This is a genomic window from Pseudomonas sp. 008, from assembly GCF_016861935.1.
In the GTDB taxonomy this organism is placed as follows: domain Bacteria; phylum Pseudomonadota; class Gammaproteobacteria; order Pseudomonadales; family Pseudomonadaceae; genus Aquipseudomonas.
Map to the genome: position 1 here is coordinate 563,991 of NZ_BOMA01000001.1, position 25,394 is coordinate 589,384.

The window sequence follows — 25,394 nt, forward strand, 5'->3', positions numbered from 1 at the left end:
ACTGCCTGGCTCAATATGCATAAGCCTGGGCAGGAGATGGGTGAGTTGCTGGCCGGATTTCATCACCGGTAGGGCTCGGCAACGATGGGCAGAGGATCGTCACGCACTTCGCGCATGAGCGCGCACTGCATACACGCCTCGTGGCGGATGCCTAGCGCGTAGGCAACAGCCGAACGGTTGCCTGATGCACCGCCCACACATGGCGGATCTTCCTCTGTTTATTCTCTAGGTTGCAGCCCTTCTACGGACACTCACCTATGTCTAGTTGGTGCGGGGTATGGTCGGATAGGTTATCCAGCTAGGGGCCAGTCTCACCTGTCTCGCGAATTGGCAGGGCGCTGCGCAGAATCATCTCCAGCTGCCGAATTATCCGCTCAGTAGCAATCGCGCAACGGCATAGTCCGCATCACATTTATCCTCTTAGCGCTAGAGTAAAGTGCCTCGCAGAACGACTATTCTGCCACCATCACCTGATGCCGTCTGGGCACTCTTGCAAACTGGGATTCGGCTTTAAACTCCGAGTTGGACAGTACTCGTCATGCAAGCCGGTATCGCAGACGAGTTAGGCTTGGGTCGCCCTCTACTATCTATAGGGTGCTGTATTATTTAGGACGCTTTTCTAAAAATTCACCGATACCTTCAATGGCGTCGCTTTCCATGGCATTACAGGCCATCACATTAGCTGCGTACGCATAAGCGTCCTCAATACTCATTGCCTTTTGACGATAAATCATTGACTTTCCATATCTAACCGCCTGTGGACTTTTAGACGCTATTGCAGAGGTAAGTTCCTCAATAACGCTATCAAGACCGTCGTTCTCCACCGCCCGATTTACCAGCCCCCAGTCCACTGCTGTATTTGCATCAATAAACTTACCAGTAAATAACATTTCGAATGCATGTTTCAAGGCGATGTTTCGAGTAAGAGCGACAGCCGGCGTGGAACAAAAAAGCCCCAGATTGATTCCCGACACACCAAAACGAGCATCATATGTTGCAATAGATAGATCACAGCTTGCAACAAGCTGACAACCTGCGGCAGTTGCAACACCTTGCACACGGGCAATTACCGGAACTGGTAACGCTTGGATTTTTGTCATTACTTCAGTGCATAGGCTAAATAGCTCTTGATAAAAGGGCAGTCCCCGCCGGTCATTCATTTCACGCAAATCGTGGCCTGCGCAAAAAGCTGTTCCTTTAGCGGCTAAAACTACACACCGAATGGTAGAATCAGAAGAGATCGCATTCAGTTCGTCTCTCAATGAACCAAGCATTTCTTCGGACAATGCATTGTATTGAGTTGGCCTATTCAACCATAAGGTCACCACATTGTCTCGGCGCTCGCGCAATACCATATCATTAAGATTCGACATATGCCCGCTCCTCGCTGCCCCGTGATTTAGTTGTATTCGGCATGCCAGGTGTGCTCAAGAGTCCATGCCTATCGTGACCTTGGCTTTAATCGAGTTACCGATAAAGCATCTGCTGTGCGCGCCTGCATGCATGCGAGCAATTGTGGCCTCGTCTGGCTTCCCATCATCAGAAAATGTAATTTCCGGGTAGAGTTCGATATGGGTAATTTCCAAAACACCGCTGTCATTTTTCCCAAGATACCCGACCGGCGTGTCAACATATGACTCTGGCAGAAAGCCCTGATGCTCAGCGATTGCAAGGAAAAATAACATATGACAGCTGGCGACAGCAGTAACCAATAATTGTTCAGGATCCGCACAAAAAGCATCGCCTTTGTATTCGATTGCTGCAGATACATTCAATAGCTGCCGCCCATCAAACCGAGCCACATGATTCCTCGAGTAGGTTGAGGCGTCATCAGCGTGTGGCGATTTTTCCCACTTGATATCAGCATAATGTTCAGACATTGATCACTCCACACCAATTAATAGATACAATACCAGCTAGGTGACTAGCAAATCTCACTCCACTAGCTGGATATAGCGTTATCAAGCAACTCTTGAAAATATTCTATCGCTCCCGGTGCAACACCATCGTAATTTGAAATACGGACTAAGCATGTGTGCGCTGAGCAGCCCTGACTAAATTTCGACGAACCTATGTCCAAAGTTAGAATATTTGGATTCCCTGAAATATCTAAACTACGATCAATGGAAGTAGTTAACCAAGCACCGGTCGGGAGAACAATGACTCCAGGACTTACTGTGTCGCTGATAGTAGCCGTCGCCAAACAGGCACCGCGCGAATTCCAGATTTTTACTGTATTACCGTCACTGATATCGAAGCGCCGTGCATCTTCTGCATTGATTTTTGCCTGTTCCCTACCATTGCGCTTCAACTGAAGACTTGCACGACCTGTTTCCAGTTGACTATGCAGACGCCCAGCAGGTTGATTCGAGATCAAATGCAACTCCGAATCATCGGCGTTGCCTAGCCATTCTGCAGGTTCCAGCCATGCGGGATGCGACAAGCAATCATCATATTGCAACTTTGCCAATGCAGCGCTGTTAAGCACAATCTTACCGCTTTCAGTGTTTAGTCGATGCGTATCCGGTTGCTCACGAAACTCGCGCAGATAAGTATGATTACTTCGCATGGGGCATTCCGCATAACCCTGCGCCCAGAAGTCTTTAAAATCAGGCATCTCATAACCAAGCCGACTCAACGTATCGGCTTTTGTTTGGTTATACATATATTCTAACCATTCAACCTCATTACGCCCTTCATTAAACGCGTCAGCCACTCCTAGCTTCTTTGCAATTGCGTCAAAAATATCAAAGTCCGACTTGGAGTCACCAACGGTATTAATTGCACGATGCATTGCCAGCAAAAAATCAGATCGTTTGTTGGCTGCAATATCATTACGCTCGATGGAGGTATTGGCTGGAAGCAAGATGTCAGCGCGTAACGCAGTGGCTGTTAACATTGGATCTTGTACAATAATTGTTTCCGGCTTCCTCCATGCAGAGTCCAGACGATTTAAATCCTGATGATGATGAAAGGGGTTACCGCCCGCCCAGTAAACAAGTCGGACGTCAGGGTAGGTGTGCTGTTCCCCATCATAGGTAAAATCCGCTCCTGGATTCAGCAACATATCACTGATTCTTGCCACAGGAATGAAGCTAGATATCGCTTTTTTAAATTGAGAGATGGAAGGCGATTTACCAAGACTTATCGGAGCCCCAACCCCACCAAGAGATGCGTAGCCGAAGCCGACCCCCCCGCCAGGCAAGCCTATCTGTCCAATCATCGCCGCAAGTGCCAATGCGGCCCAATAAGGCTGCTCGCCATGGTGGGCACGCTGCAAGCTCCAGCTAAGTGTCAGCATTGAACGCGTGTTTACAAGTAATTTAGCCAGCTCAAGAATTTTTTGCTTTTCAATACCCGTAATAGAAGCGGCCCAAGCCGCATCTTTATACTGACCATCCGCGCCCCCCGCCAGATAGTGGATAAACTCATCGGCTCCACTCGTACAGCGCGCAAGGAATTGCTTATCGTGAAGATCCGCCTTCAATATTTCGCCCGCCAGACCAAGCATGAGTGCTGTATCTGTATTTGGGCGAATTGGCCACCACTCTGCCCCAACCCACTCAGGCAAGTCATCTTTTAGAGGGGAAATCAGAATAACCTTGATATTACTGTCGGCAATTTTTTTTAGGTTACCTTCCAACGAATGCTTCGCGATGCTTCCCGATTCGTTCTGAGCGGTTCTGGGAGGTAAACCACCAAAGACCAATAGTGTTTCAGTGTGGTCAACGATAGTATCAAAAGTACTGGATTCTCCCCAACATGCACTGTCATCGCCCAGAACATGCCGAAGTATTGTGGGGCCGGCGGCGATTGAGTAGGTATCTACATGACCTGTGTACCCTCCAACTAAATTCAGCATACGTTTCAGCAGGGAGGGTGCATGGTGAAGTCGACCACAGCTTGTCCATCCATAGGAGCCGGCGAAAATCGCCTCATTACCATAGGTCGACGACACCCGCTTAATTTCATCAGCAACTAAGCTCGTGACCTCCTCCCAACTCACGGGTATAAACTTATCTTCACCACGCCTCGATCGATCACTTTTGTCCCGATTCTCAAGCCAACCTGAGCGGACCATTGGCTGCATAATGCGCCTATCTGAACGCGCCCACTCGCGAACCGAGTCGATTATTGGCGATGGTGCTGGATCATGCTCGAATGGCTCTATACCAACAATTTCATTGTCTTTTACAAGAATTGAGTAGGCGCCCCAATGACTGCAATGGGCGTAGCGTTCAACCTTCATGTAGTGCCTCCGATTCTTTATTCATTGCCGTGCACATCGCTATACTTTCTCAAGACGCCTGCAGATGAGGCTCATAACCGGTGGCACTGAGCAACGCGAGCCCAGCAACGTAAGCGGGAGGGTACATGATGCTCTCCAGAATTATCTGCTTGTGACTTGTCACGAGCATGGCCTGCAACGGGATACGCAACAGCTCAACTAAAGACTCAAGCTCGGGGAATGGGAGCTAAATGTTGTGGCCTCCAGGTGAGGAAAAAGCGTAAGCCATGGTCACCGTCACCTAGCCAGTCCCTCTTACTATCATGCTTGTTCAAGCCGGCGAACTTTGCTTAGGTGGAAAAAGGCGGCCGTTTAAAAAGACAAGCCGCAAATACCAAGCCATGCCAAACTAAAGTATTCAATTTCTAAGGCAACGGCTTGCCGGCTCATGACAGAGTCGTTGACATCTGGTGCCAATCGACTGTCGTGCGGAATTGATCAGGTCTTGCCGCTTGGGAATGCTCTAATTTTGCTGGACACCTCGATAGGTGGAATATCCATCGACAGAGGAGCCACGTATGGGCCGTAAACACAGAGCATTCGACGCCAGCTTCAAGCTGCAAGTCTCGCAGGCCGTCTCCGGCGCACAGCACCACCTTCCACATCGCGCCATCGCGACGTAGCAAGACCCGACCACCCCACTCGCCTTATGTCCAGCCGGCAACGGCATGCTCAGCCTCGACAAGTCACCGGGCCGACGTCCAGTGCCACATCCGGGCGCTTCCAGGTGTGCGTCACCAGGTGTTCGATGGCCTGGCGGAAGTCGCCCTCCGCCGCCATGCAGTGCTACAGAGCAGTGCCTAAGGTGTCATCCACTTCATCGCGGTGTCTCCCTGACAAGGTGAAGGGCAGCCGGCCCCACCGGCTGCACCGCTCGGGTCAGAAGCCCATATTCACGCCCAATTGGGCGGAAGTGCGCCGCATGGGGTAGCTGGTGCGGTAGGCGCAATCGCGGTCGAACAGGTTCTCCACGTAAGGAACACCTCGCCGACCTCACCCAACTGCAGCATGGCATGGCCGACCTGCAGATTGAGCACGGTGAAACTGTCGACCTGCTCGAAGTTGCTGTCCCCGTCGACACACTCCTCCTGCAGCACATACATCAGACTCTGGTACTGCGCGTCATCCGCACTCACAGCGGCTGGTTGTACCTGGCCGCGGTCATTGACTTGTATGCGCGCAAGATAGTCGGCTGGGCGATGCCGCCAAGCTGGTCTGCTCGGCGCTACAGATGGCCATTGCGAACCGCCAACCCGCTACGGGCTCGGTGGTGCATTAGGATCAGGGCAGCCAGTACGCCAGCGCAGCCCCATCGGGCCGTGCTTGAGCGGCATGACCTATGCGCATAAGTCGTAAGGGCACGGCTGGGATAACGCGGTGATGGAGCCCCTCTTTCTGAACCTGAGAAGAGAGAGAGCGGGTCTGGCAGCGCGACTACGCCAATCATGCCGTGGCGATGACCGACATTGCCGACTACATCGTGGGCTTTTACAACTGCGTGCGGCTGCATTCCGCGCTGGGTTATCAGCCGCCCATCGCCCACGAGCGCAAACACGCTCATCCCCCTATCGCAGTGTCCGAAAATAGTTGACCACTATGGCTCTCGCGGAAATGCTTGGGGGTGGAGTGGGTCCATCGACGGAACGCGCGGCTGAACGAACTCGCCTCGGCATAGCCGAGCAACAGGGCAATCTCGGTTAGGCTGAAATCAGATCTCGCCACATAGTCCTCAGCCAGGGACCGCCTAATGCCTTCCACCAATTGGCTGAAATCCAATCCGTGCTTAGTCAAACGACGCTGCAGGGTGCGTACACTCATCTTCATGCTGCCGGCCACTAGTTCCAGGCTCACGCTACCGCTTCCGAGGCTGCTGGCGATATGTAGCCCCAGTTGGCTAAGCAGATCGGTGGCTGTCGCTCGATGCTTGCGCTGCTGCTCGAGAAACGGCTCAAGCGCCTCATACAAGCGTGTATCCGCAGTGCGCACCGGCATGTCCAGCAAGTCGCGGGAGAAGCACACGCGGTTATCCGGTCGGTCGAAGTGGATGGGGCAGTCGAAAACCTCACGGTGAAACGACAAATCAATCGGCGCAGCGTGCTCAAACTCTACCCGTATCGGGCGCAACTCCGGGCACAGAGTGATTTCTCGCATCAAATTGAGCGCAATGCCAATTGAAAACTCGGAATCCTGACGGCGCTGAACGATTGCGGGATCGGTTATCTGATAGCTCAGCGCAACCGATTTCCCATCATCCTCGTTCCCCACTCGTGTCCCTTGCGCCAGCACCGAGATGAAATGCCTCAAGCAACGCAGAACCAGTTTCATCGAGGGTGCGCAACGCACTGCATGGCCATAGGTGCCCAGATCGCTGCTTTGGGTGCGAATACCCACCTGCAGACCGATGGAAGGGGAAACCTCACGCCCCAGTACTTCCCATAAGGCAACATATTGAGACAGAGGAATCTCCGACTCAGGGGACATGAGAATTTTCTCGTCCAAGCCGACTGCGGCCAGGTGAGGTGCAAACAGATCGGCGTTTCGGCGGAAGAAACTCTCGGCGAATATGGTGTGACAACTTGGTGCGGCCATAGAAGCTCGGATACTCATGGCGCGACTCCTCAGCAATGATCTGCAATCAGTCCTTATTCTGAGATCAGTCGAATGATGTAAGAATCTGCCCGAATGGCAATTGCCAATAAAATCACTCCTTTTATGAAAAACTCACTACTCTAAGGAATCCTCCGTGGTGCACTGCAGGCAAGATTGAGCATGCTCAACCCACGCTGAAGCGGCGGCGGTACTCGCTTGGAGTAAGCCCTACGATGCGCGTAAAAATCTTACGAAATGCACCAGGGTCCGCGTAACCGACATCCCATGCCACCCGCTCCATGGGTACACGGCTATTTTGTAATATCTCGCGAGCACGGCCCACACGCAAGCGCTGACAGTACTCGGTAGTGGTCATGCCAGTGGCCTTCTGGAATCTCCGCAGAAAAGTGCGCTCCTCCATGCCAGCACGCTGCGTCAGATCGGCAAGCGCGATCTCCTTACCGCCTGTTTTCTGAAGCCATAGTTGCACGGCTAGCACCGCGGTGTCGCCATGCGCCAGCCGTGGCGCGAAAGCACTGTAATAGCACTGTTGGCGGCCCGGCGGATCCACCAGCAACGTTTGAGCCGTATCGATCATGACCGCGGCACCCAGATAGCGATCCACCAGCCGTAGACCGAGGTCAGTCCATGCCATGAGTCCTCCAGCAGTAATAGTGTCACCGCCATCAATAATGAGTTGGTCGATATCAAGATGGACATCCGGAAATCGACTTTTAAATTGCTCGGCATAAAGCCAGTGGGTGGTGATGGTACGACCGGCTAAAAGGCCCGTTTCGCCGAGAAGGAAGGCGCCAGCGCACACGGAAGCCAAAGTTGTGCCTGAACTGTGTTGCGCCCGCAGCCAGTCGCTATATGGTGCAGCAGCCTCGGGCGAGATGGGCTCTTCCAGGCTGGGCGGCAGTATCAACACATTCGGCATGGTGGTTGCTGCGGGATGGGAATCCTCGATGCGCACGAGGTCGTTTTCCGAGTCTTGTTGTTGCCAATGGCTAACGCGCAGCGCTGCCATTCCAGACGTAACGTGCCCCCCCGCGATTCGCTGCGCAACAGTAAACAGATCGGCTAGGCCTAGCACCGCCGCCATCTGCACGCCGGGGTAATGCAGTATCCCGACCTCTATCAAGTCCTTATCTCGCATGTGTCGATATCACCCTAGAAAATGTCGATAGCGCCACTTTTCAGCATGCCGTTTATGATCAAAGATAGCCAGGTCTCTTTCCGCAACACCCTCTGAGGAATCACTTATGAGTAATCGCGCAGTGGTCGTCATCGACATGCAAAATGAATATCTACCGACAGGTAAGCTGCCCCTCACTGGCATTGAAGCGGCGGTCGCCAATGCAGCCAAGGTGATTGCCGATGCCCGCGCCACGGCGATTCCGGTCATCCATATCCGCCATGAAATGGGCGATGGGGAACTACCAATTTTTGTTCCGGGGTCAGACGCAGCGGAGATTCAGACAGCCGTCGCGCCGCAGGACGGTGAGCCGATCATCGTGAAAAACCATCCCAACTCATTCCTGAAAACGGAACTCAAGCGCCTTCTTGACGAGCGAGGTGTACAGGAGTTGGTAGTCGTTGGCGCAATGAGCCATATGTGCGTCGATGCCAGCGTACGCGCTGCAGCAGATCTGGGGTATTCGGTCACGGTGGTACACGACGCCTGTGCGACGCTTGACCTGGAGTTTGGCGGCGTGAAAGTACCGGCAGCTCTAGTGCATGCAACCATGATGGCAGCCCTTGGGTTTGCCTATGCCACCCTCCTATCAAGCGATGAGTACCTGGCGGCCTGAAGCCGGCGCCTGGTGAGCCGTGGCCCCTATCATCCGCCCGGCCAGGGAATCCTGATTTCAACTCTCACACCGTCAGCTCGATGGCATCGTCAGCGGCATCCGCTTTGCACTTGAAACCCTCGACCTCCAGGCGCTTGAGCCACAGACAGAAACCGTTGCGATACCAGTACAGAACTTTCACTTGGTTGCGCGTGCGGAAAACTAGCAATACCGGGTCGTACACCGCGACCTTGAGGACCAGCTCGACCAGGACAGTCAGGCCGTCGATGGATTTTTGGAATACCATGGGTTTGGGGTAAAAATAGATTTTTCGACTTCAGCGTCGGGGCGCAGCAGGAGAGCGGGTTCCTGAGCGAATTCGGAAGCCCAGCATCGGTACTTAAGCGGCGAATTTGAATGTGTAGATGATGGATCGTTTAGCCCCCTCGTACCATGCAAATAGGTGACAAGCACTGAAACCTAATCCTTCTTTTACCGCCCTCTGGTGCGGATGCCGTACCTGAAAGCTAGACTGTCCAGATTCTGGACACTACCTGAGAAACCGTTCAGATTCTGGTCATCCCCGCTCCCCCGCAATACAGTATTAATTATTCTTACCTTCAGAAAACCATTGATTTATTTGATTTGTTTTCTTCTGGCACACCGTTTGCTACATACCCCTTTGCTAATCATTAGCAATGGGGTATTTCGGTAAAGCCTGAACAAGCCTTGTGGATTCGAGGATGCAATCAAGGCACTCGATGGCTCAGGTTGCCCTATCATTAAGACAATAAGAGGAGAAACCCGCTATGAAACGCACCGGATTTGTTTGGAGTGAAAAATTCGCCTGGTTCCAACTAGGGAATTATGCGGGCGCCGCCCCGGCAGACGCCACGTCTGTCCAGCCAGACCAACATGTCTATGACCCTGAAGTAGTTCGGCGATTTCGAAATCTTATAGACGTCAGCGGACTCCTTAAACAATTGATAGACCTTCCTCCGCGCCCTGCGACAGAGCTGGAGATAGGGCGAGTCCACACGACCGCTCATTTGGAAGAAATCAAAGCGCTTTCGGCCTCTTCGACTGGTGGATACTCCGGAGATCATGCACCCGTTCCGCACGGCGCCTTCGAAATAGCTTGCTTAGCGGCAGGCGGAGCTATCGCCGCTGTAGAAGCGGTTATGCGCGGTGACCTAGACAATGCCTATGCCCTGCTCAGGCCAGCCGGGCATCACGCAAGGCCGGATCGTTCGATGGGATTCTGCCTTTTATCTAACGCAGCAATTGCGGGGAGACATCTGCTCGAAGTGCATGGCGTGAAGCGTATCGCTTACGTCGACTGGGATGTCCATCACGGAAACGGCACACAAGCTGCGCTGTACGATGAGCCTCGTGCGCTAACAATTTCACTCCATCAAGACCGCCTATGGCCGATTGATGATGGATTTGTGGACCAAATTGGTGAAGGCGCTGCTGTAGGAACGAATCTCAACATACCGCTTCCTGCAGGAAGTGGCGTTGAAGCTTACTGCGAGGCGTACGACCGCGTCGTAATCCCAGCCCTGAAAGCATTCCGTCCAGAAATTATCATCGTGCCTAGCGGTTTCGACGCCGGTGCCATGGACCCGATGGGCCGCATGATGCTGCACTCCGAAGGCTACCGCCGATTGACCAGAAAGCTGATGGCCGTAGCGGACGAATTGTGCGGCGGCCGTCTCGTATTTTTACATGAAGGCGGGTACTCACGCTGGACGGTACCGTTCTATGGTCTTGCCGTAATGGAAGAGCTTTCCGAAATAAAGACAGGGATTGAGGATCCTTACTTGGAATATCACAAACTGCTTGGTGGCCAGGAGCTTCTTCCGCATCAATCTGCCGCCATCGATGCGGCGGCGGCCAATGTTGAACGAGTTCCCCGGCACACCTGATTCGGGGATCCAGGTCAGCAATCCGGCCACTCAGGCCGGATTGCTGCGGGTATCAATATGCAGGTTGTGAAGGGCCAACGGACACTCGACGATTGATTAAAGTAGGGTTGACGAGGGATGAACTATCGGTGGTACCCCTTTCCGTATTTAGAATCTGTTTGGGATGGTCTCAATCCGCCTAAGGTTGTTTGGCAGGTATTGGTATCGTCTGGTCGAGGGGGATCTATGATTTTACGGCAATTGGAAAATTTCCTGACGATCACCGAACTGGTTTGTTTTGTTCCGCTGTTGACCGTCTATACGTTACCCAGTCCACCATGTCAGCCAGACATCAGGTATTGAAGCAATTTCTTGGAGTAGGGCTTTTCGATCGCTCCAACGAATGTTCGGTTGACGATAAAAGGTAGGGCAAGTGGTGTTTTACGCAAAATAGAGTATCGACTTAGCTGCGCCGGTACGTATTTGAGCCGTACAAAACACAGCTTAGCAGGCCTTATTTGAGTAGGTGCAGCCGAACTCGTTGCAGCTCATGCGAAGCAGTAGAAGGGCTAGACACCATTCAACAAAGCATAAAGGACCTCTACCATGAAAAATAAAACTGTGCGCTCGAAGCAGTAACCCCAACAGGCACTAGGTTCAAACAGTTAAAAGCTCTTATATAGAGCTAAGCATATATACAATCATAAGCACGTGGAGTAGCGTCGATGTCCTCAACAAACACGTTTTGGCGCCAAGCAAAACTGCCTCTGGCGGTTAGTCTAGCCTCTTCACTCGCCGGGCCAGCATTCGGCGTCAGTTTCAATATTGGTGAAATCGAAGGCCAGTTCGACTCGTCACTGTCCATAGGCGCAAGCTGGGGCATGCGTGACGCTGACAAAGAGTTGGTCGGCGCCGTCAACGGTGGTACCGGCCAGTCTTCCACGGGTGACGATGGGAGGCTGAACTTTAAGAAGGGCGAGACCTTCTCCAAGATCTTCAAGGGCCTGCACGACCTCGAGCTCAAGTACGGCGATACCGGTGTGTTCGTGCGCGGCAAGTACTGGTATGACTTCGAGCTCAAGGATGAAGATCGCGAGTTTAAAGACATCAGCGATAGCAACCGCAAGGAAGGTTCCAAATCATCGGGTGCGCAAATTCTCGACGCCTTCGTTTATCACAACTACTCCATCGCTGATCGGCCTGGCACCGTGCGCGTCGGCAAGCAGGTGGTCAGCTGGGGGGAAAGTACTTTCATCGGTAACTCCATCAACAGCATCAACCCTGTGGATGTATCCGCATTCCGCCGCCCGGGTGCCGAAATCAAGGAGGGCCTGATCCCGGTGAACATGCTGTTCGCCTCACAAAGCCTAACGGACAAGCTCACCATTGAAGGCTTCTACCAGCTGGAGTGGGACCAAACTGTCGTCGATAACTGCGGGACTTTTTTCAGCTACGACGTGGTGGCCGATGGCTGCACCAGCGGGTACACCGTGGGCAGTCCGGCGATTATGCCCTTCCAGCAGCTGACCGAAGCGTTTGGCCAGGGCATTGAGGTATCCAGCGAAGGGGTGATCGTCCCTCGCGGTGGCGACCGTGACGCTCGAGATTCCGGTCAGTGGGGGACGGCGTTGCGTTGGCAACAGGATGACACCGAGTACGGTTTGTACTTCATGAATTATCACAGCCGCACGCCCACTGTAAGTACTACCACCGCAGGGCTAACTACGATTGCGGCGCTGCCGGGCATGGTCGCTATTGCCGATGGTCTGGCCCCCGGCAGTGGTAGTGGACTGGCACAAAGCGTAATGCTAGGACGCGGTCAATACTACCTCGAATACCCCGAGGATATACGTTTATACGGCGCGAGCTTCTCCACCACTCTGCCTTCCGGCACTGCGTGGACCGGGGAGATTAGCTACCGCCCCAATGCACCGGTGCAGCTCAACACAAACGACCTAACCCTGGCCTTGGTCAACCCAATTGCCGGTGGCGCGGCTTCACCCATCGCGACCAGCCCAGGAGCGGATAACACCGGCTACCGGCGCAAGGAGATTACCCAAGTCCAGAGCACCATGACGCACTTCTTCGACCAAGTGCTGGGTGCCGACCGCCTAATCGTAGTAGGCGAGGCGGCAGTGGCACACGTGGGCGGGCTGGAATCAAAGGACACCCTGCGCTACGGCCGCGACCCGGTCTATGGCCAGCATGGGTTTCGCGGTGACACCGATGGTTTCGTCACCTCGATCTCATGGGGCTATCGCGCCCGGGCGATTCTCGACTATTCCAATGTAATCGGCGGTATCAACTTCAAGCCTAACGTCGCCTGGTCACATGACGTTAGCGGTTATGGTCCCAATGGGCTGTTCAACGAAGGTGCTAAAGCCGTCAGCCTCGGAGTGGATGCCGAATACCAGAATAGGTACAACGCGAGCCTGGCCTACACCAACTTCTTTGGTGGTGACTACAACACCTCTCAAGATCGAGACTTCATGGCGCTCAGCGTCGGCGTGAACTTCTAAACACAGCGTTCAGGATGGCACATTATGAAAATAACAAAAACTCTGTTCCTGGCCGGTGCTCTGGGACTTTCCCTTCCGGCCGTCAGCGTCATGGCGGCGGTGTCGGCCGCCGAAGCCGACAAGCTTGGTAAAAGCCTGACGCCGCTGGGCGCCGAAATGGCCGGCAATGCCGACGGTTCGATTCCGGCGTGGAAGCCCATGCCTAAAAATGCCGGCACAGTGGATAGCAAAGGATTCCTTTCCGACCCGTTCGCCAGCGAAAAACCGCTCTTCACCATTACCGCGCAGAACGTTGACCAGTACAAAGATAAACTCGCACCGGGCCAATATGCGATGTTCAAGCGCTACCCGGAAACCTACAAGATGCCGGTATACCCTTCTCATCGTGGCATCACGGTTCCAGACGAGGTATTTGCCGCCACTAAGAAAAATGCGGTCAACGCCAAGTTGATTTCTGACGGTAATGGTCTGGAAAACTACATATCGGCCGTACCGTTCCCAATTCCCCAAAGCGGAGTGGAGGTGATCTGGAACCATATTACCCGCTACCGCGGTGGCAGCTTGCGTCGTCTGGTCACCCAGGCGACACCACAGCCCAACGGTGCATACAACCTGGTTCACTTTGAGGAACAGATCGTTTTCCGCGACAAAATGAAGGATTACGATCCGGCTAACGCTGGCAATATTCTTTTCTACTATAAGCAGAAAGTAACTGCGCCTGCTCGCCTGGCCGGCGACGTATTCCTAGTACATGAGACCCTCGACCAAGTAAAAGAACCGCGCTTGGCATGGGTCTACAACGCCGGCCAGCGACGCGTGCGTCGTGCTCCGCAAGTATCCTATGACGGCCCTGGTACCGCTGCAGATGGCTTGCGCACATCCGACAACTTTGACATGTATAACGGCTCGCCGGACCGTTATGACTGGAAGCTGGAGGGTAAGAAAGAGATGTACATCGCTGCTAACAGCTATAAGATCGATTCGCCGCAACTCAAGTACGACGACATCATCAAAGCAGGCCACATCAATCAAGATCTTACACGCTACGAACTGCGCCGTGTCTGGCATGTAACCGCAACCCTCAAGGAAGGTCAGCGACACATCTATGCCAAGCGTGATTTCTACATCGATGAAGACACTTGGCAAGCCGCAGTGATCGACCATTATGACGGGCGTGGCCAACTATGGCGCGTAGCCGAGTCTCATGCTGAGTATTTTTACGACAAACAAGTACCGTGGTATGCCCTAGAAACCCTCTATGACCTGCAATCCGGTCGGTACGTGGCAATGGGTATGAAGAACGAAGAGAAGCAGGCCTACGACTACGGCTTCACCGCCACCACGGCCGAATTCACGCCGTCTTCACTCCGCCAGGAAGGTATCCGATAAATCCTGTTCCCGAAGCCGCATCCTCGCAATTACGCCCCGACTAGTTCGGGGCTTTTTTGGGCTGGTCGGATAAGGCGCAAAGATCTCCTCAAGGTCGCGCTTAGGATAGCCCCTTAGGGATGGTCTGAAGTAGCCATGTATTTTGGGCTGGCTTCAGCCCCCGCCGATTTTGAAAGCAGCAAATCGGTCAACAACGATCAGTTCACCCGCTCATTGCTGCGTTTTTAGCCGCCGCGAGCACTTCGCGACAGCCCTTTCCCTCATGACAGGCGCACCTCGCCTGCAGTCGTCAGTAAATGTCGGCGCACCATCCATAGGTTCGACAGGGCGAACAGGGTCACCAACTGCGCCGTGTTCTTCGCCAGACCACGGAAGCGCGTCTTAACATAACCGAACTGGTGCTTAATCACCCGGAGCGGATGCTCGACCTTGGCGCGTATTTGGGCCTTGGCCTTCTCGATCCTACGCTTGGCTTTGTACAAAGCACTGCGCTTACCCAGCTTCTTGTACGTACTGCGGCGGACCTCGATCTGCCAGATGACCTCCCGGCCTTCATGCTCGGGACGCTTCTCGATGCCGGTGTATCCGGCGTCGGCACCGACCATGTTTTCAGCGCCGTGCAGCAACTTGTCGACCCGGGTGGCGTCCGCCACGTTGGCCGCCGAGCCTACCACGTGGTGCACCAAACCCGACTCGATCCACGCCGATATGGGCCTTCATGCCGAAGTAATACTGGTTGCCCTTCTTGGTCCGGTGCATCTCCGGGTCGCATTTGCCATCTTTGTTCTTGGTCGAGCTGGACGCATTGATCAGCGTGGCATCGACAATGGTACCTTGACGCAGCGATAGCCCTCGGTCGCCCAGATAGCCATTGATCACGGGCAGGATTCCGGCGGCCAGCTCGTGTTTCTCCAGCTGGCGACGAAAGTTGAGAGTGGTCGTTTCGTCAGGAGTGCGCTCCTGGCTAAGCCCCGCAAACTGGCGCAGGAGGGTAGGCTCGCACAGTGCCTTTTCCCCGAACCAGCTCTGCATCAGACGCACCCGCAGCATCGCCATCAACGGATACGCCGGACGGCCCCCTTCGCTCTTTGGGTAATACGGCTCGGCCAGGGCAATCAAGCCCTTCCACGGTACCACCTGATCCACCTCGATCAGGAACAGCTCTTTGCGGGTCTGCTTTCGCTTACCGGCGTACTCGGCGTCGGCGAAGATCATCTGCTTCATCGGAAAACACGGCGGGTGGCGTCAGGCTATTTTGCCAAATTCAGGAAGTCTTCTTCAGAGTTTCTTGGGGTAGGTCTGAAGTAGCCATGTATTTTTGGCTGATTTCAGCCCCGCCGATTTTGAAAGTGCGAAAAGGGGAGGTATTTATTTATAGGGTAGACCGTCCGCTTTTGGCCGATTCTGTTGAAAAACTCGACTTTCTCTCTTGAGCAGATTGAGATGAGAAAATCGGCCGTCAGAAAGCCGCCTAAAAACAGTGCCTTACTAGCGAGGCTCTCGAAAACGGGTTGAAGGCACTTTTTCAACAGCGTCGGCCAGAAGCGGTCGGAGGGTGTAGGGCATGGTGCCGGAAATTGATATCGGACTTCACTGGCGCTAGCCTCAACCAAGTCAGAACACCATGAGCCAAAGGAGCAGCAGATATGGTGTATAACAGCACGCCAACTTTCCGCACACGCTTCAATCCAAGGCCATCCAGCGGGCGTCTACAATCGATCTTATCCACCAGACGGTACGTTTTAACGCACCGTCTGGTGGCTACTTATAGTTAGGCTGCAAAAGATCGCTCTCAGCTCTCGACTTCTGGAAAGACCAACCCGAGCCTATGCCTAAAAATGTGGTTAATGACATAAAGAGAGGAGATACCGGTAATGCGGACAAAAATCAAGACGCACTGGCTAACGTCGCTGACACTCACCTCGATACTCGCAGCATGTACGTCTTCCAATCAACCCCTAGACCAGACTCGGAACCAGACCACTTACACAGATACTGTCATTAATACAAATGCGCCCACACCAGCGCATGACACTACGATCTCCATCGACGAACCACCCCAGTTAACGCGTTTGTCCTGGGGCAAATGACCCCAAAGGACTACGATGCACTTATCGCAGTTTCAAAGCATAAATGTCCATCGATAACACTCCAGATTTTCCGGCCAAAAGACCGGATGGTTGCACACACCGGGGTGGAAACTATTTGATGCTGTTTATCCAGGGAATCGGGAAAGTTTTCCACGCTATTTCACACAAATCAATTATCTAACCGTAGGGGTGCGGAGACCGCCGCAAGAATAATTATCTCACTCTCCTGAAACACCCGCGGGGTAATGCTCAGCATTTCGACAAAAGTTCGAGTCAGGTGTGATGAATCACTGAATCCCGATTCAAGGGCAGCGTCAACAATTTTCTCGCCACGCCCTAACAGCTCCGCAGCAATCCACAGTCGTCGCCACTTTCTGTAACTAACCGGAGCTCCTCCTACCTGAGAGGTAAACAGATGCCTGAGCCTGCTGCTGGACAAACCTATCCGTGATGCAATCACACCGAGCTTTACCGTTTCTCGTTGGCGCAACAAATCGACGGCCTGAATCACGCACGACTCCAGAACCTTGGAGCCAACCAATTTTAACTCAACATTTAAATCCCGTATCGCCTCCTTATCGCCACGGCCAATGCTTCTACAAAGGGAAACCAGTGCTCGCAATTCAGCAGCGGAAGGTAACAACGAACTGTGAAATACCCCCGAGTCAAAGTAGCACAACCCTACGCGAGCACCTTCGGCAATGACCTTATGTTTCTCGCCTGCGAGCACCGACAATACCCTTCCCTCACGAACTCCTCCATCAGCACCCAGGATTTTTATCGGGCGATCCAAACCAATTACGATCTTGAAAGCCAGATGCTGATGTATAGGTGTGCAGCCCCCAGAGCCAACGAATACCCCCCACTCCCCCCCCTAGAATAACTTTACCTATCCAGCCATTTCTAATCGGGCTAAATCACCCAAAAACTGCGCAACCACCCAGCAAATAAGATAAGAAAGCCACCTAACTCTCCCACGACCAGCAACAATACAAATAAGCTGACAACCCTACTATAAACATGTTTGACACCCAACACATGCGGCCGACGAAGCTGATTGTCAGTATCGCGCAGCCATCCATGAATTGCATAGCTAGCTACTGCTGCAGCAAAGAAAAAAATCGAAACTATGACTGCCATCTGGTTAGCCACTTCTGACCAAACACTGCGCTGTGCAAACTCAAATAGAATTAAACACGCTAAGGAGTACATCAGCGCGGTGCGATGGCAGATATAGACATATACGGGCACTTGCGTGTCAGGACTGCTAATCATGCAACAATGTTTCCACAAACCGGTCAACATACCAATTATAAAGAAAAGCCCACTACCCAAAAGTGCAAGTTGTACTGCATTCATCTTATGCTTTCCGAATACTCTAGGAGGTAGATATATTTACTTTATTACGATTGGCGCTACACCAATCATCGCCTCTCGGGAAACTATAGTGGCCAGTTCCTTCTCGCTCCAGCCGTATGTTTCTATGGGTTGCAACGGCAGAACTATGTAGCGAGTTTCGGCGGTAGTGTCCCACACTCGAATCTCGACCTCGCTAGGCGGTTCGAAGCCCATCTCACGCAACACTGTGCGGGACTCACGAACGACGCGGGCACGATACTCAAAACTCTTGTACCAGTCAGGCGGCAGACCTAACACCGGCCAGGCAGTACATGAGCACAGCGTACAGACGATCACGTTGTGGGTGGAGAGTGTGTTCTCCAACACCACAATGTACTCACCCTGCGGCCCCGCATAGCCAAGCTTAGCACATGCAGCCGTGCCGTCTTTCAACAGCGACGCCCTATAGATGGGATCTACCCAAGCACGCGCTACTACTTTTGCGCCATTCTCTGGACTCCATTCCTGCTCGGCAGTTTTAGTGAAGAAAGCAATAAAGCGTTTGACCAGCGGCTCCTGTGCCGCGAGCGCGGCGTTCAGCGCATAAGCACGAATATCAATAGGGGCGATGGGGTGTTCTGCTGACAGCGGCAGCGTATTCATAAATGTTTGACTATGTTTGCACAGACGATTTTTGACGGATCTGAAAGGTGCACTAGTGCTCCTTACGAATCGAAGCAGCATTGTTAAGCCGTCAAACTTGTTCATGCTTGCTCCAGATAGCTTTGCCAAAGGTCAACGATGATAGCCGTATTCTCATCTGCATCAGCCCAGAGTTCCTGAACTTCGAAGCGAACGTGATAAGTGGGTTCAAGGCGTCGTGGCAGACTGTGGGCGGATGCATCAGGAAATGAAACCGACGGTGCTATATGTACTACTACCCCCCTCTTTCCACGCACATAAGCCGGCATGCGGATGTGACCTGATGAATGAATATCACGAACGGCCACATAATCGCCGACCTTGAAGCACTCTGACCGCGGCACAGGCACTTTTTCTACTGCGTTTACCGCCACCGGATTCGATAGCAGAAAACGCCCGCCTGAGCGCTGCTCAAGTTCCGCCTGAGTTACTACACCCTTTTCTACAAACAAACTTGCTACGCCGATGAGGACACGCTCATAGTATGAGGCGGTCAGATAGTGCTTCGACTCAATGCGTTCAATAGCGTGGCGCACTTCGTCCCAGTTGAAGACTTGCAGTAGGTCAATACCAATCGCACCCAACCCGTAACCGAGAGCCTCCCAAGATTGATGAAACACTGGCTCGTTAAGTTTCATTACCACCGCGCCGTAGCCCTTTTTACCGCCCATGTCATGTATGCCTTCCATGTTCGCGCTCCTACAGTCGCGTTCAGAGAGTGTCTAAGGCCGCATCCAGATACAGCGGTAAATCAAGTTTGTAATGATCCTGCGTTAAACCGCCGCCATCACCCAGTCGCACCATCACAAGTTTCTTATCTGGAATTACTGCGACGTATTGGCCCTGATAGCCCCAGCCATAGTAGACGGTGTGCCCACGATGCTGCATGCGCCACCATTGATAGCCGTAGCGCTCGGTTTTAAGACCTGTGGCATCCTTTAACGGTGCCGCACTGATAGCCTCGGCTACATACCGCGCAGGAACTAGTTGCTGTCCATTCCACACGCCACCGTTGAGGTAAAGTTGACCTAGGCGCGCAAAGTCCCTTGCGGTGGCGTAGATGCAGCAATAGGCTTTTTCAATGCCACTAGCATGATCTAGACTCCATAGCGCCGACTGCTCGGCGCCTAAGGGTTGCCATAGCTTCTCCGCCGCATAGTCACTGAGCGACATACCGGTAGCATTGGTGAGCACCAAACCTAACAACGCGGTGTTGCTACTGTCGTATTTGTGTGTCTTGCCAGACTCAGCGATGATGTGAAAATCGGTGAGTAGTAGATTGGTGATATCATCTCCGAAATGCGCACGGGCGGGGAAGGCCAACATGTTGAGGTAACTTTCACTGAAATCGGTCGCAGCGCTCATAGTCAGCAAATGCCGAATGGTAAGTTGAGCTCGTTCGCCCTTAGCGAACTCTGGTACAAAGTCACTTACCGGCTGATCTAAACTGCGGAGCTTACCCTCGGCCAGTGCAATGCCAATTAGAGTTCCCACAAATGACTTCGCTACCGAGTTAGAGTTGGTCCGTGAATGGGCGTCAAAACCTGGCCAATAAACCTCCTGCTTGATGGCACCGTTATGAATCACCAAAAATGCAGCCGTATTGAGGGCACTCATTTTCGCCTGAATATCTTTTGGCAATGCTGAGCGGTTGTAGTCCGCAGCCAATGACCACGGCTGTGGTTTTCCTGCCGTAATTTCGCTCACATTTTTGGTGAGAGTGCTGCCAGTTTCAGTGATCGGCGGCGTGAGACTACCGTTCATGTAGGTATCGTGGACGGCTGTGAACACATAACCGTATCCCGCCAGTACAGCAATGGTACAAGACAACAGAAACAACGCAAAAAGTGCCGCTATAGCACCAATTTTCTTTGAACGAATTAATGGCATGGGGCGTCCTCTCATGTGAATACGCACCTTAGTCGTCGCCCTCTCAAAGTGTCTTGAATGAAACGGCTACCCGATTAAGGATGGTCTAAAGTAGTCATGTATTTCTGGCTGACTTCAGCCTCCGCCGATTTTGAAAATGGCGAATCGATCAAAAACGATCACATCACCCGCTCATTGCTGTGTTTTTAGCCGCCGCGAGTACCTCGTGGCAGCCCTTTCCCTCATGACAGGCACACCTCTCCTGCAGCCGTCAGTAAATGTCGGCGTGCCATCCATAGGTTCGACAGGGCGAACAGGGTCACCAACTGCGCCGTGTTCTTCGCCAGACCACGGAAGCGCGTCTTCACATAACCGAACTGGTGCTTAATCACCCGGAGCGGTTAGCGAACTACCAAGTGCTATTAATGGGCGTGCGAGCGCTTCAACTGGGCATAAGCGGCGCTTCAATCGGGCAACTGTCTTAGCTTGCGATACAAGGTCGTCCGGCTGATGCCCAACGAATCAGCCGCGGCCGATACATTACCCTGATGCGCCTCCAAAGACTGGCGTATTATTACAAGTTCATTACCCCGAAGGCTGCCGGAAACCGGTCGCTCGACGGCGCTTAGTTCGTCAAGCAGGCTGTCGGGAAGGTGATCCACAGACAGTTGCCACTCGTCAGGTTCGCGTATGGCCAACGCGGTACGTAAAACCATCTCTAACTGCCGAATATTACCCGGCCAGTTGTAGGCTTTCAGCAGGCTGGCGAGATTGTTCGTCAGAGTAACGCTGGAGGCTCCAAGCTTAGCTAGAAGACGCTCGATCAAAATGTCGAAGTCTTCTCGTTCGCGCAAGGCCGGTAGTATCACACTGATACCGTGCACTCGATAAAATAGATCCTCGCGAAACAGTTTTTCCTCAACCAAGCGTTTGAGGTCGCGGTGAGTAGCGCAGATCAGTGCGATGTTAATATCCAACTCCTCGCCAGCCCCCAGGGGCGCCACCTTGCGATCCTGCAGCACCCGCAACAACCGCGCTTGCAACGCCAGAGGCATATCGCCGATCTCGTCGAGAAATAACGTGCCTCCATGTGCCTGCTGCAGCCGTCCGATCATGCCGCCGCGCCGCGAGCCCGTGAAGGCGCCGTCCCGATAACCGAACAACTCGGACTCGATTAGCCCTTCGGGTATGGCCGCGCAGTTGACTGCCACGAAGGGCTTTTCTGCGCGAGTGCTAGCTCGGTGTAGCGCTTGCGCTATAAACTCCTTACCAGTGCCGGTCTCGCCCTGCAGAAGCACCGGTAAACCTCCGGCCATACCTTGATGTGCCATGCGAAGTGCGCGGGATAAACGGCGGTTGTTCGCTGCCAGTTCCTCTATTAAATGAGGCTTAATGACTGGCGAACTGGGGTTTGGCATAGAAACGGCGAAACTGGTGCGATGTGGAAATTGAAGGGCCTTGAAAAAAAAATCTCCTTCGGCTGTCTGAGCCCTGCTAACTTCGCCCCTTAACAATCGCGCAATCAATTCAGAAGAGCGCCCCCCCACAAACAGATCACTATTATGGAGACCAACCAGAGTTTGAGGCGTCATATTCAGGAGAGCACAGGCCGATTCATTGGCTGCCAGCAGCTTGCCTTCCAGGCTCAGCACCAATAAACCATGCCACCCCGAACTGAGGTATTGCGCTTGGTTGTGGAACGCCAATAAGAGATGCGAAGGATAGTGCATAGCGAATATCCGGCTCTCAATATTGCTAACGGCCAGCATCAACGTTGACATTATGTCTTGGGGATCAGCCATGATGCTATCCCGAGTCACATTAAGCACACCCATCACTTGACTCTGCGGGCCTTTGATTGGTACCGAAACGCAGGAAAATTGGCTGAGGCAATCAAGGTAGTGTTCGCCTCGATTGATTATAATCGCACGCCTTTCTATTACCGCCGTGCCGACGCCATTAGTGCCGCATAGCGACTCGCTCCAACTGCAGCCGGGTTTTAAATCACAAAAACCTTGTTTTATAAAAAGTTCGGTCTGACCTTCGATAGCCAGAATGTTGGCTTCGGCATCAGCGAGAATTATTAAGCTTCCCTTCCCCTGCTGATGGATTAAATAATTCAGCTCGGGGGCAACGGCCTCGATCAACAAGTTATTATTTTCCATCAACTGTTGAAAATCGAGATTCTGATGTGAATCAACAATCGCATTTTCTAGACAATTTAACCCATAACTCACACAACGACGCCATGACGTTTCTATTTCTTGACGCAAAATGCCTTGGGGTAAATGGCCATCATCCAGCAACTTAAAACGTAACTGTCGTGCTTCTTTTAGTGGATCGGGAGCCGTTGCCATTTGAATTATTTGTGCCATGGTCCACTCCAACTACACCCGCACCCCGCTGTGAGGGCGAGTGACAGATTCGCATGTTCAGGATAACTACGTCCATGCGCTCCCTCGTCCATAACAACGCTGCATGCTATATAAGCATCAACCTGCCCCCTTCATCTCAATCGTGTCCGAATAGGTTTCCTTGACCTGCAAACGAACACCTAGTTGAACTTACAGGCACACATTAGGCCGGTTTGACAAGCAATATAATCAGTGTGGAAGAGGGTGGCTTGCCTGCGCATGACAGAGTTTTTGACATCTAATGCCATTCGACTCTGATGCGGAAGGTACGAGCCCAAAGCACCTGAAAGCTGCCCAAGCGGCTTGATTTTCGCGACGGCAGCTTTCCATTCGCTGTTCCACTGACCACTCGTAAGCGTCCGACCAACTCAGCTTGCATGGTTAGACGGACGCCCACTTATGCGGCTGCAATTCCGCACCCTCGCTCGCCCGCAGCCTCGGCAGGCGCGTGAGTAGATCCCCTGGATAGGCATACGGGTCATGGCCGTTATGCCGCGTCAATTGGATCAGGCTCATAATCGCCGCTGCACGTTTTCCGCTGTCCAGCGACCCCGGCATCCACCATTTCGCGCCAGGGAGGCCGCCCCATGAGCACTGGAAGCGCTCGGCTGACGGATCGTCAGCTCAAGACTGTCAAACCCAAAGACAAGGACTACGTCCTCATCGATGGTAACGGGCTTCAGTTGCGCGTCAGGGTCAATCGCTCGATGCAGTGGAATTTCAACTACCGGCATCCAGTCACCAGGAACCGCATCAACATGGCACTCGGCACCTACCCCGAGCTGCCGCTGGCGCAGGCCAGGAACAAATCAGTTGAAGCCCGAGAACTGCTGGCCCAGGGCATCGACCCCAAGGAACACCGCCAGGCGGTGAAGCAAGCCAAACGAACCGAGACCGAACATACCCTCGAGAACGTGGCCGCCAGTTGGTTCGAGCTAAAGAAGGATTCAGTCACGCCCACCTATGCCGAAGACATCTGGCGCTCGCTCACCCTGCATGTATTTCCCAGCCTGGGGACCCTGCCGCTCTCGCAGATCAGCGCCCCAATGATCATCAAGATCCTGCGCCCCATTGTGACCAAAGGCAGCCCGGAGACCGTCAAGCGAGCGACCCAACGGCTGAACGAGATCATGGCCTACGGCGTCAATGCCGGGTGATCTTTGCCAATCCGCTCAGCGGCATTCGCGCCGTCTTCAAGAAACCAAAAAAGCAGAATATGGCGGCGCTAACCCTACCGGGCGCTGTCTGACCGGCCGGATGATCTGTCGGTCCTCAGCGGGGCGTTCTTGGCGGCTCGACCTTCCCTGGCGGAAGGGAATATGGGACAGACCACGGTTTGGCCTGATTTATCAAGCAGAAACGAAATTAATCGTGGTCTGTCCCCGATTACGCAGCGGCTTCAGTGTCGAGATCAGGGCGCGACGTGGGTGTGGTAGATCTTGCTGACCACGGTCCACTTGCCCTCGACCTTCAGCAGGTTGTGGAAGTCGGTGAAGGAGAAGCCCGAGATGTCGTTAGTGTCGATTCGCGCACTAGCGACGGTGCCCACGATGTCGATGTTGACGATCACACTCTGAGCTTCGGGTGATGGGTGAAATGGCGGGTTGTCAATGGCGTAAAACAGCCCATGGATCGGACCGCCAGCCAGCTTGCCCTCGGCATCGACGCCGAACATGGTCGCTTGCTCGCTGAAAGCTGGCTTCATGATGCTGCTTTTGGCCTGGTTGCAGCCCTCAATGTACTTGTTCAGCACCTCGGTGATAGCTTGATATTCCGGCACGTAAGTAGGTTTGTTCATGTTTGTACTCCTGATTGTTAATTCGAGTCGTTGTAAAAAAGCCGGCCACTCTTAGCTGGCATAGAGAGCAACCCCTGCGATTATCCGCAGCGGCATCCACTGTTGGGGCCCAAGGCCCCAACTGGTGAAGTTTGGTTTCGCGATTGTCGAGCCACCAGCCGGCTTGAATATTCCAGTCGGCATACGCTGCATTGGGGCTAGCAATCCCCAACTTCTGTTGTGCATGCAACGGAAAGTGTGGATCGCGCAGAGCTACATGGCCAAGCGCTACCAAGTTGGCCTGGCCAGAGGCGATTACAGCTTCGGCTTGCCACGGATCGATGATTAGTCCCGCGGCCATGGTGCCGATTTTTGCCTCGCGACGAATCTGCGCAGCGAACGGCACCTGGAAGCCATAGCCGCTGGGGTATTCGTAGACGCCGAAGCCACCGGACGAGCAATCGACGACGTCGACGCCGACCGCCTTCAAAGCTGCGGCGAAAGCGACACTGCCGTCGATCGTCCAACCGCTGCTGCTACCATCGACTGCCGACAAGCGGACAAACAACGGCTTGTCCTGCCGGTCGTTGGTCAGCGGTGACAAGAAAGCGTTGAGCAGGAAGCCATGCGCGTAGTGCAGCTCCCGCACATCGAAACCTGCCCGCAAGGCGCATCGTGCCGAACCAACCAGAGTTTGAGGCGTCATATTCAGGAGAGCA

At 53.3% G+C, this 25,394-nt stretch carries 19 protein-coding genes and 5 pseudogenes; 6 read left to right on the forward strand and 18 right to left on the reverse strand.

Annotated elements, in window-relative coordinates:
* Positions 1-602 precede the first annotated feature (602 nt).
* From JUI81_RS02395 to JUI81_RS02410, 4 genes are all read right to left on the reverse strand, one after another.
* Positions 603-1,373, reverse strand: coding sequence for an enoyl-CoA hydratase (locus JUI81_RS02395; RefSeq protein WP_204123612.1), 771 nt, complete (start codon positions 1,371-1,373; stop codon positions 603-605).
* Positions 1,374-1,427: 54 nt separating this feature from the next.
* Positions 1,428-1,880: an OsmC family protein gene (locus JUI81_RS02400; RefSeq protein ID WP_204123613.1), complete on the reverse strand. Its 453-nt coding sequence runs from the start codon at positions 1,878-1,880 to the stop codon at positions 1,428-1,430.
* 62 nt (positions 1,881-1,942) lie between these two features.
* Positions 1,943-4,249: a molybdopterin-dependent oxidoreductase gene (locus JUI81_RS02405; RefSeq protein WP_204123614.1), complete on the reverse strand. Its 2,307-nt coding sequence runs from the start codon at positions 4,247-4,249 to the stop codon at positions 1,943-1,945.
* Positions 4,250-5,181: 932 nt separating this feature from the next.
* Positions 5,182-5,424: a hypothetical protein gene (locus tag JUI81_RS02410; RefSeq protein WP_204123615.1), complete on the reverse strand. Its 243-nt coding sequence runs from the start codon at positions 5,422-5,424 to the stop codon at positions 5,182-5,184.
* On the opposite strand from JUI81_RS02410, the pseudogene JUI81_RS31735 reads away from it, so the two are divergent.
* A pseudogene (locus JUI81_RS31735) lies at positions 5,413-5,879 on the forward strand (DDE-type integrase/transposase/recombinase); the annotation flags it as partial. The gene JUI81_RS02410 and the pseudogene JUI81_RS31735 sit on opposite strands and share 12 nt — an antisense overlap.
* On the opposite strand, the gene JUI81_RS02415 reads toward JUI81_RS31735, so the two are convergent.
* Together JUI81_RS02415 and JUI81_RS02420 are read right to left on the reverse strand one after the other, a co-directional pair.
* Positions 5,846-6,895: an AraC family transcriptional regulator gene (locus JUI81_RS02415; RefSeq protein WP_239077653.1), complete on the reverse strand. Its 1,050-nt coding sequence runs from the start codon at positions 6,893-6,895 to the stop codon at positions 5,846-5,848. The pseudogene JUI81_RS31735 and the gene JUI81_RS02415 sit on opposite strands and share 34 nt — an antisense overlap.
* Positions 6,896-7,061: 166 nt before the next feature.
* Entirely contained in the window at positions 7,062-8,036 is a 975-nt protein-coding gene (locus JUI81_RS02420) for a GlxA family transcriptional regulator (protein ID WP_204123616.1), read from the reverse strand.
* A 106-nt stretch (positions 8,037-8,142) separates the two neighbouring features.
* On the opposite strand from JUI81_RS02420, the gene JUI81_RS02425 reads away from it, so the two are divergent.
* Entirely contained in the window at positions 8,143-8,691 is a 549-nt protein-coding gene (locus JUI81_RS02425) for a cysteine hydrolase family protein (protein WP_204123617.1), read from the forward strand.
* A gap of 64 nt (positions 8,692-8,755) precedes the next feature.
* Here the strand turns inward: JUI81_RS02425 and tnpB are convergent, their stop codons facing one another.
* On the reverse strand, positions 8,756-8,977 hold the full coding sequence (tnpB, locus tag JUI81_RS02430; protein ID WP_239077654.1) for an IS66 family insertion sequence element accessory protein TnpB: 222 nt from the start codon (positions 8,975-8,977) through the stop codon (positions 8,756-8,758).
* 502 nt (positions 8,978-9,479) lie between these two features.
* Here tnpB and JUI81_RS02435 point away from each other — a divergent pair.
* From JUI81_RS02435 to JUI81_RS02445, 3 genes are all read left to right on the forward strand, one after another.
* Positions 9,480-10,598 carry a class II histone deacetylase gene (locus tag JUI81_RS02435; protein ID WP_204123618.1) on the forward strand — a complete coding sequence of 373 codons (1,119 nt, stop codon included), beginning with the start codon at positions 9,480-9,482 and terminating at the stop codon, positions 10,596-10,598.
* Between the two features lie 704 nt (positions 10,599-11,302).
* Positions 11,303-13,096 (forward strand): DUF1302 domain-containing protein, encoded by a 1,794-nt coding sequence (locus JUI81_RS02440; protein ID WP_308442594.1) that lies wholly within the window; start codon positions 11,303-11,305, stop codon positions 13,094-13,096.
* A gap of 24 nt (positions 13,097-13,120) precedes the next feature.
* On the forward strand, positions 13,121-14,485 hold the full coding sequence (locus tag JUI81_RS02445) for a DUF1329 domain-containing protein (protein ID WP_204123619.1): 1,365 nt from the start codon (positions 13,121-13,123) through the stop codon (positions 14,483-14,485).
* Between the two features lie 260 nt (positions 14,486-14,745).
* Here the strand turns inward: JUI81_RS02445 and JUI81_RS02450 are convergent.
* From JUI81_RS02450 to JUI81_RS02490, 9 genes and pseudogenes are all read right to left on the reverse strand, one after another.
* A pseudogene (locus JUI81_RS02450) lies at positions 14,746-15,709 on the reverse strand (IS5 family transposase).
* Between the two features lie 1,035 nt (positions 15,710-16,744).
* Positions 16,745-17,368, reverse strand: coding sequence for an AraC family transcriptional regulator (locus JUI81_RS02455; RefSeq protein ID WP_204123620.1), 624 nt, complete (start codon positions 17,366-17,368; stop codon positions 16,745-16,747).
* Between the two features lie 119 nt (positions 17,369-17,487).
* Positions 17,488-17,934, reverse strand: coding sequence for a hypothetical protein (locus JUI81_RS02460; RefSeq protein ID WP_204123621.1), 447 nt, complete (start codon positions 17,932-17,934; stop codon positions 17,488-17,490).
* A gap of 36 nt (positions 17,935-17,970) precedes the next feature.
* Positions 17,971-18,576: a nitrile hydratase subunit alpha gene (nthA, locus tag JUI81_RS02465; protein WP_204123849.1), complete on the reverse strand. Its 606-nt coding sequence runs from the start codon at positions 18,574-18,576 to the stop codon at positions 17,971-17,973.
* A 101-nt stretch (positions 18,577-18,677) separates the two neighbouring features.
* Positions 18,678-19,304, reverse strand: a complete 627-nt coding sequence (nthB, locus tag JUI81_RS02470; protein ID WP_204123622.1) for a nitrile hydratase subunit beta — start codon at positions 19,302-19,304, stop codon at positions 18,678-18,680.
* Between the two features lie 22 nt (positions 19,305-19,326).
* The gene (locus JUI81_RS02475; protein WP_204123623.1) at positions 19,327-20,505 is read right to left on the reverse strand and encodes a serine hydrolase; all 1,179 of its coding nucleotides are present in this window, start codon (positions 20,503-20,505) and stop codon (positions 19,327-19,329) included.
* 221 nt (positions 20,506-20,726) lie between these two features.
* Positions 20,727-20,885: pseudogene (locus tag JUI81_RS02480) on the reverse strand (IS5/IS1182 family transposase); the annotation flags it as partial.
* Positions 20,886-20,948: 63 nt separating this feature from the next.
* Positions 20,949-22,859, reverse strand: coding sequence for a sigma-54-dependent Fis family transcriptional regulator (locus JUI81_RS02485; RefSeq protein ID WP_204123624.1), 1,911 nt, complete (start codon positions 22,857-22,859; stop codon positions 20,949-20,951).
* A 420-nt stretch (positions 22,860-23,279) separates the two neighbouring features.
* Positions 23,280-23,456, reverse strand: a pseudogene (locus tag JUI81_RS02490) (transposase domain-containing protein); the annotation flags it as partial.
* Positions 23,457-23,485: 29 nt separating this feature from the next.
* Here JUI81_RS02490 and JUI81_RS02495 point away from each other — a divergent pair.
* Positions 23,486-24,126 (forward strand): annotated as a pseudogene (locus tag JUI81_RS02495) (integrase arm-type DNA-binding domain-containing protein); the annotation flags it as partial.
* A gap of 183 nt (positions 24,127-24,309) precedes the next feature.
* On the opposite strand, the gene JUI81_RS02500 reads toward JUI81_RS02495, so the two are convergent.
* Both JUI81_RS02500 and JUI81_RS02505 read right to left on the reverse strand, forming a co-directional pair.
* Positions 24,310-24,696 (reverse strand): nuclear transport factor 2 family protein, encoded by a 387-nt coding sequence (locus JUI81_RS02500; RefSeq protein WP_204123625.1) that lies wholly within the window; start codon positions 24,694-24,696, stop codon positions 24,310-24,312.
* Positions 24,632-25,381, reverse strand: a complete 750-nt coding sequence (locus JUI81_RS02505; protein ID WP_204123626.1) for a hypothetical protein — start codon at positions 25,379-25,381, stop codon at positions 24,632-24,634. Before JUI81_RS02505 ends, JUI81_RS02500 begins: the two co-directional genes overlap by 65 nt.
* Positions 25,382-25,394 lie beyond the last annotated feature (13 nt).

Excerpts from the sequence above, each read along its gene's own strand:
- JUI81_RS02440 (WP_308442594.1), top strand. The coding sequence starts at position 11,303 with ATGTCCTCAACAAACACGTTTTGGCGCCAAGCAAAACTGCCTCTGGCG.
- tnpB (WP_239077654.1), bottom strand. The coding sequence starts at position 8,977 with ATGGTATTCCAAAAATCCATCGACGGCCTGACTGTCCTGGTCGAGCTG.
- JUI81_RS02505 (WP_204123626.1), bottom strand. The coding sequence starts at position 25,381 with ATGACGCCTCAAACTCTGGTTGGTTCGGCACGATGCGCCTTGCGGGCA.
- JUI81_RS02395 (WP_204123612.1), bottom strand. The coding sequence starts at position 1,373 with ATGTCGAATCTTAATGATATGGTATTGCGCGAGCGCCGAGACAATGTG.
- JUI81_RS02400 (WP_204123613.1), bottom strand. The coding sequence starts at position 1,880 with ATGTCTGAACATTATGCTGATATCAAGTGGGAAAAATCGCCACACGCT.
- JUI81_RS02425 (WP_204123617.1), top strand. The coding sequence starts at position 8,143 with ATGAGTAATCGCGCAGTGGTCGTCATCGACATGCAAAATGAATATCTA.
- JUI81_RS02460 (WP_204123621.1), bottom strand. The coding sequence starts at position 17,934 with ATGAATGCAGTACAACTTGCACTTTTGGGTAGTGGGCTTTTCTTTATA.
- JUI81_RS02485 (WP_204123624.1), bottom strand. The coding sequence starts at position 22,859 with ATGGCACAAATAATTCAAATGGCAACGGCTCCCGATCCACTAAAAGAA.
- JUI81_RS02405 (WP_204123614.1), bottom strand. The coding sequence starts at position 4,249 with ATGAAGGTTGAACGCTACGCCCATTGCAGTCATTGGGGCGCCTACTCA.
- nthB (WP_204123622.1), bottom strand. The coding sequence starts at position 19,304 with ATGGAAGGCATACATGACATGGGCGGTAAAAAGGGCTACGGCGCGGTG.
- JUI81_RS02435 (WP_204123618.1), top strand. The coding sequence starts at position 9,480 with ATGAAACGCACCGGATTTGTTTGGAGTGAAAAATTCGCCTGGTTCCAA.
- JUI81_RS02475 (WP_204123623.1), bottom strand. The coding sequence starts at position 20,505 with ATGCCATTAATTCGTTCAAAGAAAATTGGTGCTATAGCGGCACTTTTT.
- JUI81_RS02500 (WP_204123625.1), bottom strand. The coding sequence starts at position 24,696 with ATGAACAAACCTACTTACGTGCCGGAATATCAAGCTATCACCGAGGTG.
- JUI81_RS02415 (WP_239077653.1), bottom strand. The coding sequence starts at position 6,895 with ATGAGTATCCGAGCTTCTATGGCCGCACCAAGTTGTCACACCATATTC.
- JUI81_RS02445 (WP_204123619.1), top strand. The coding sequence starts at position 13,121 with ATGAAAATAACAAAAACTCTGTTCCTGGCCGGTGCTCTGGGACTTTCC.
- nthA (WP_204123849.1), bottom strand. The coding sequence starts at position 18,576 with ATGAATACGCTGCCGCTGTCAGCAGAACACCCCATCGCCCCTATTGAT.
- JUI81_RS02420 (WP_204123616.1), bottom strand. The coding sequence starts at position 8,036 with ATGCGAGATAAGGACTTGATAGAGGTCGGGATACTGCATTACCCCGGC.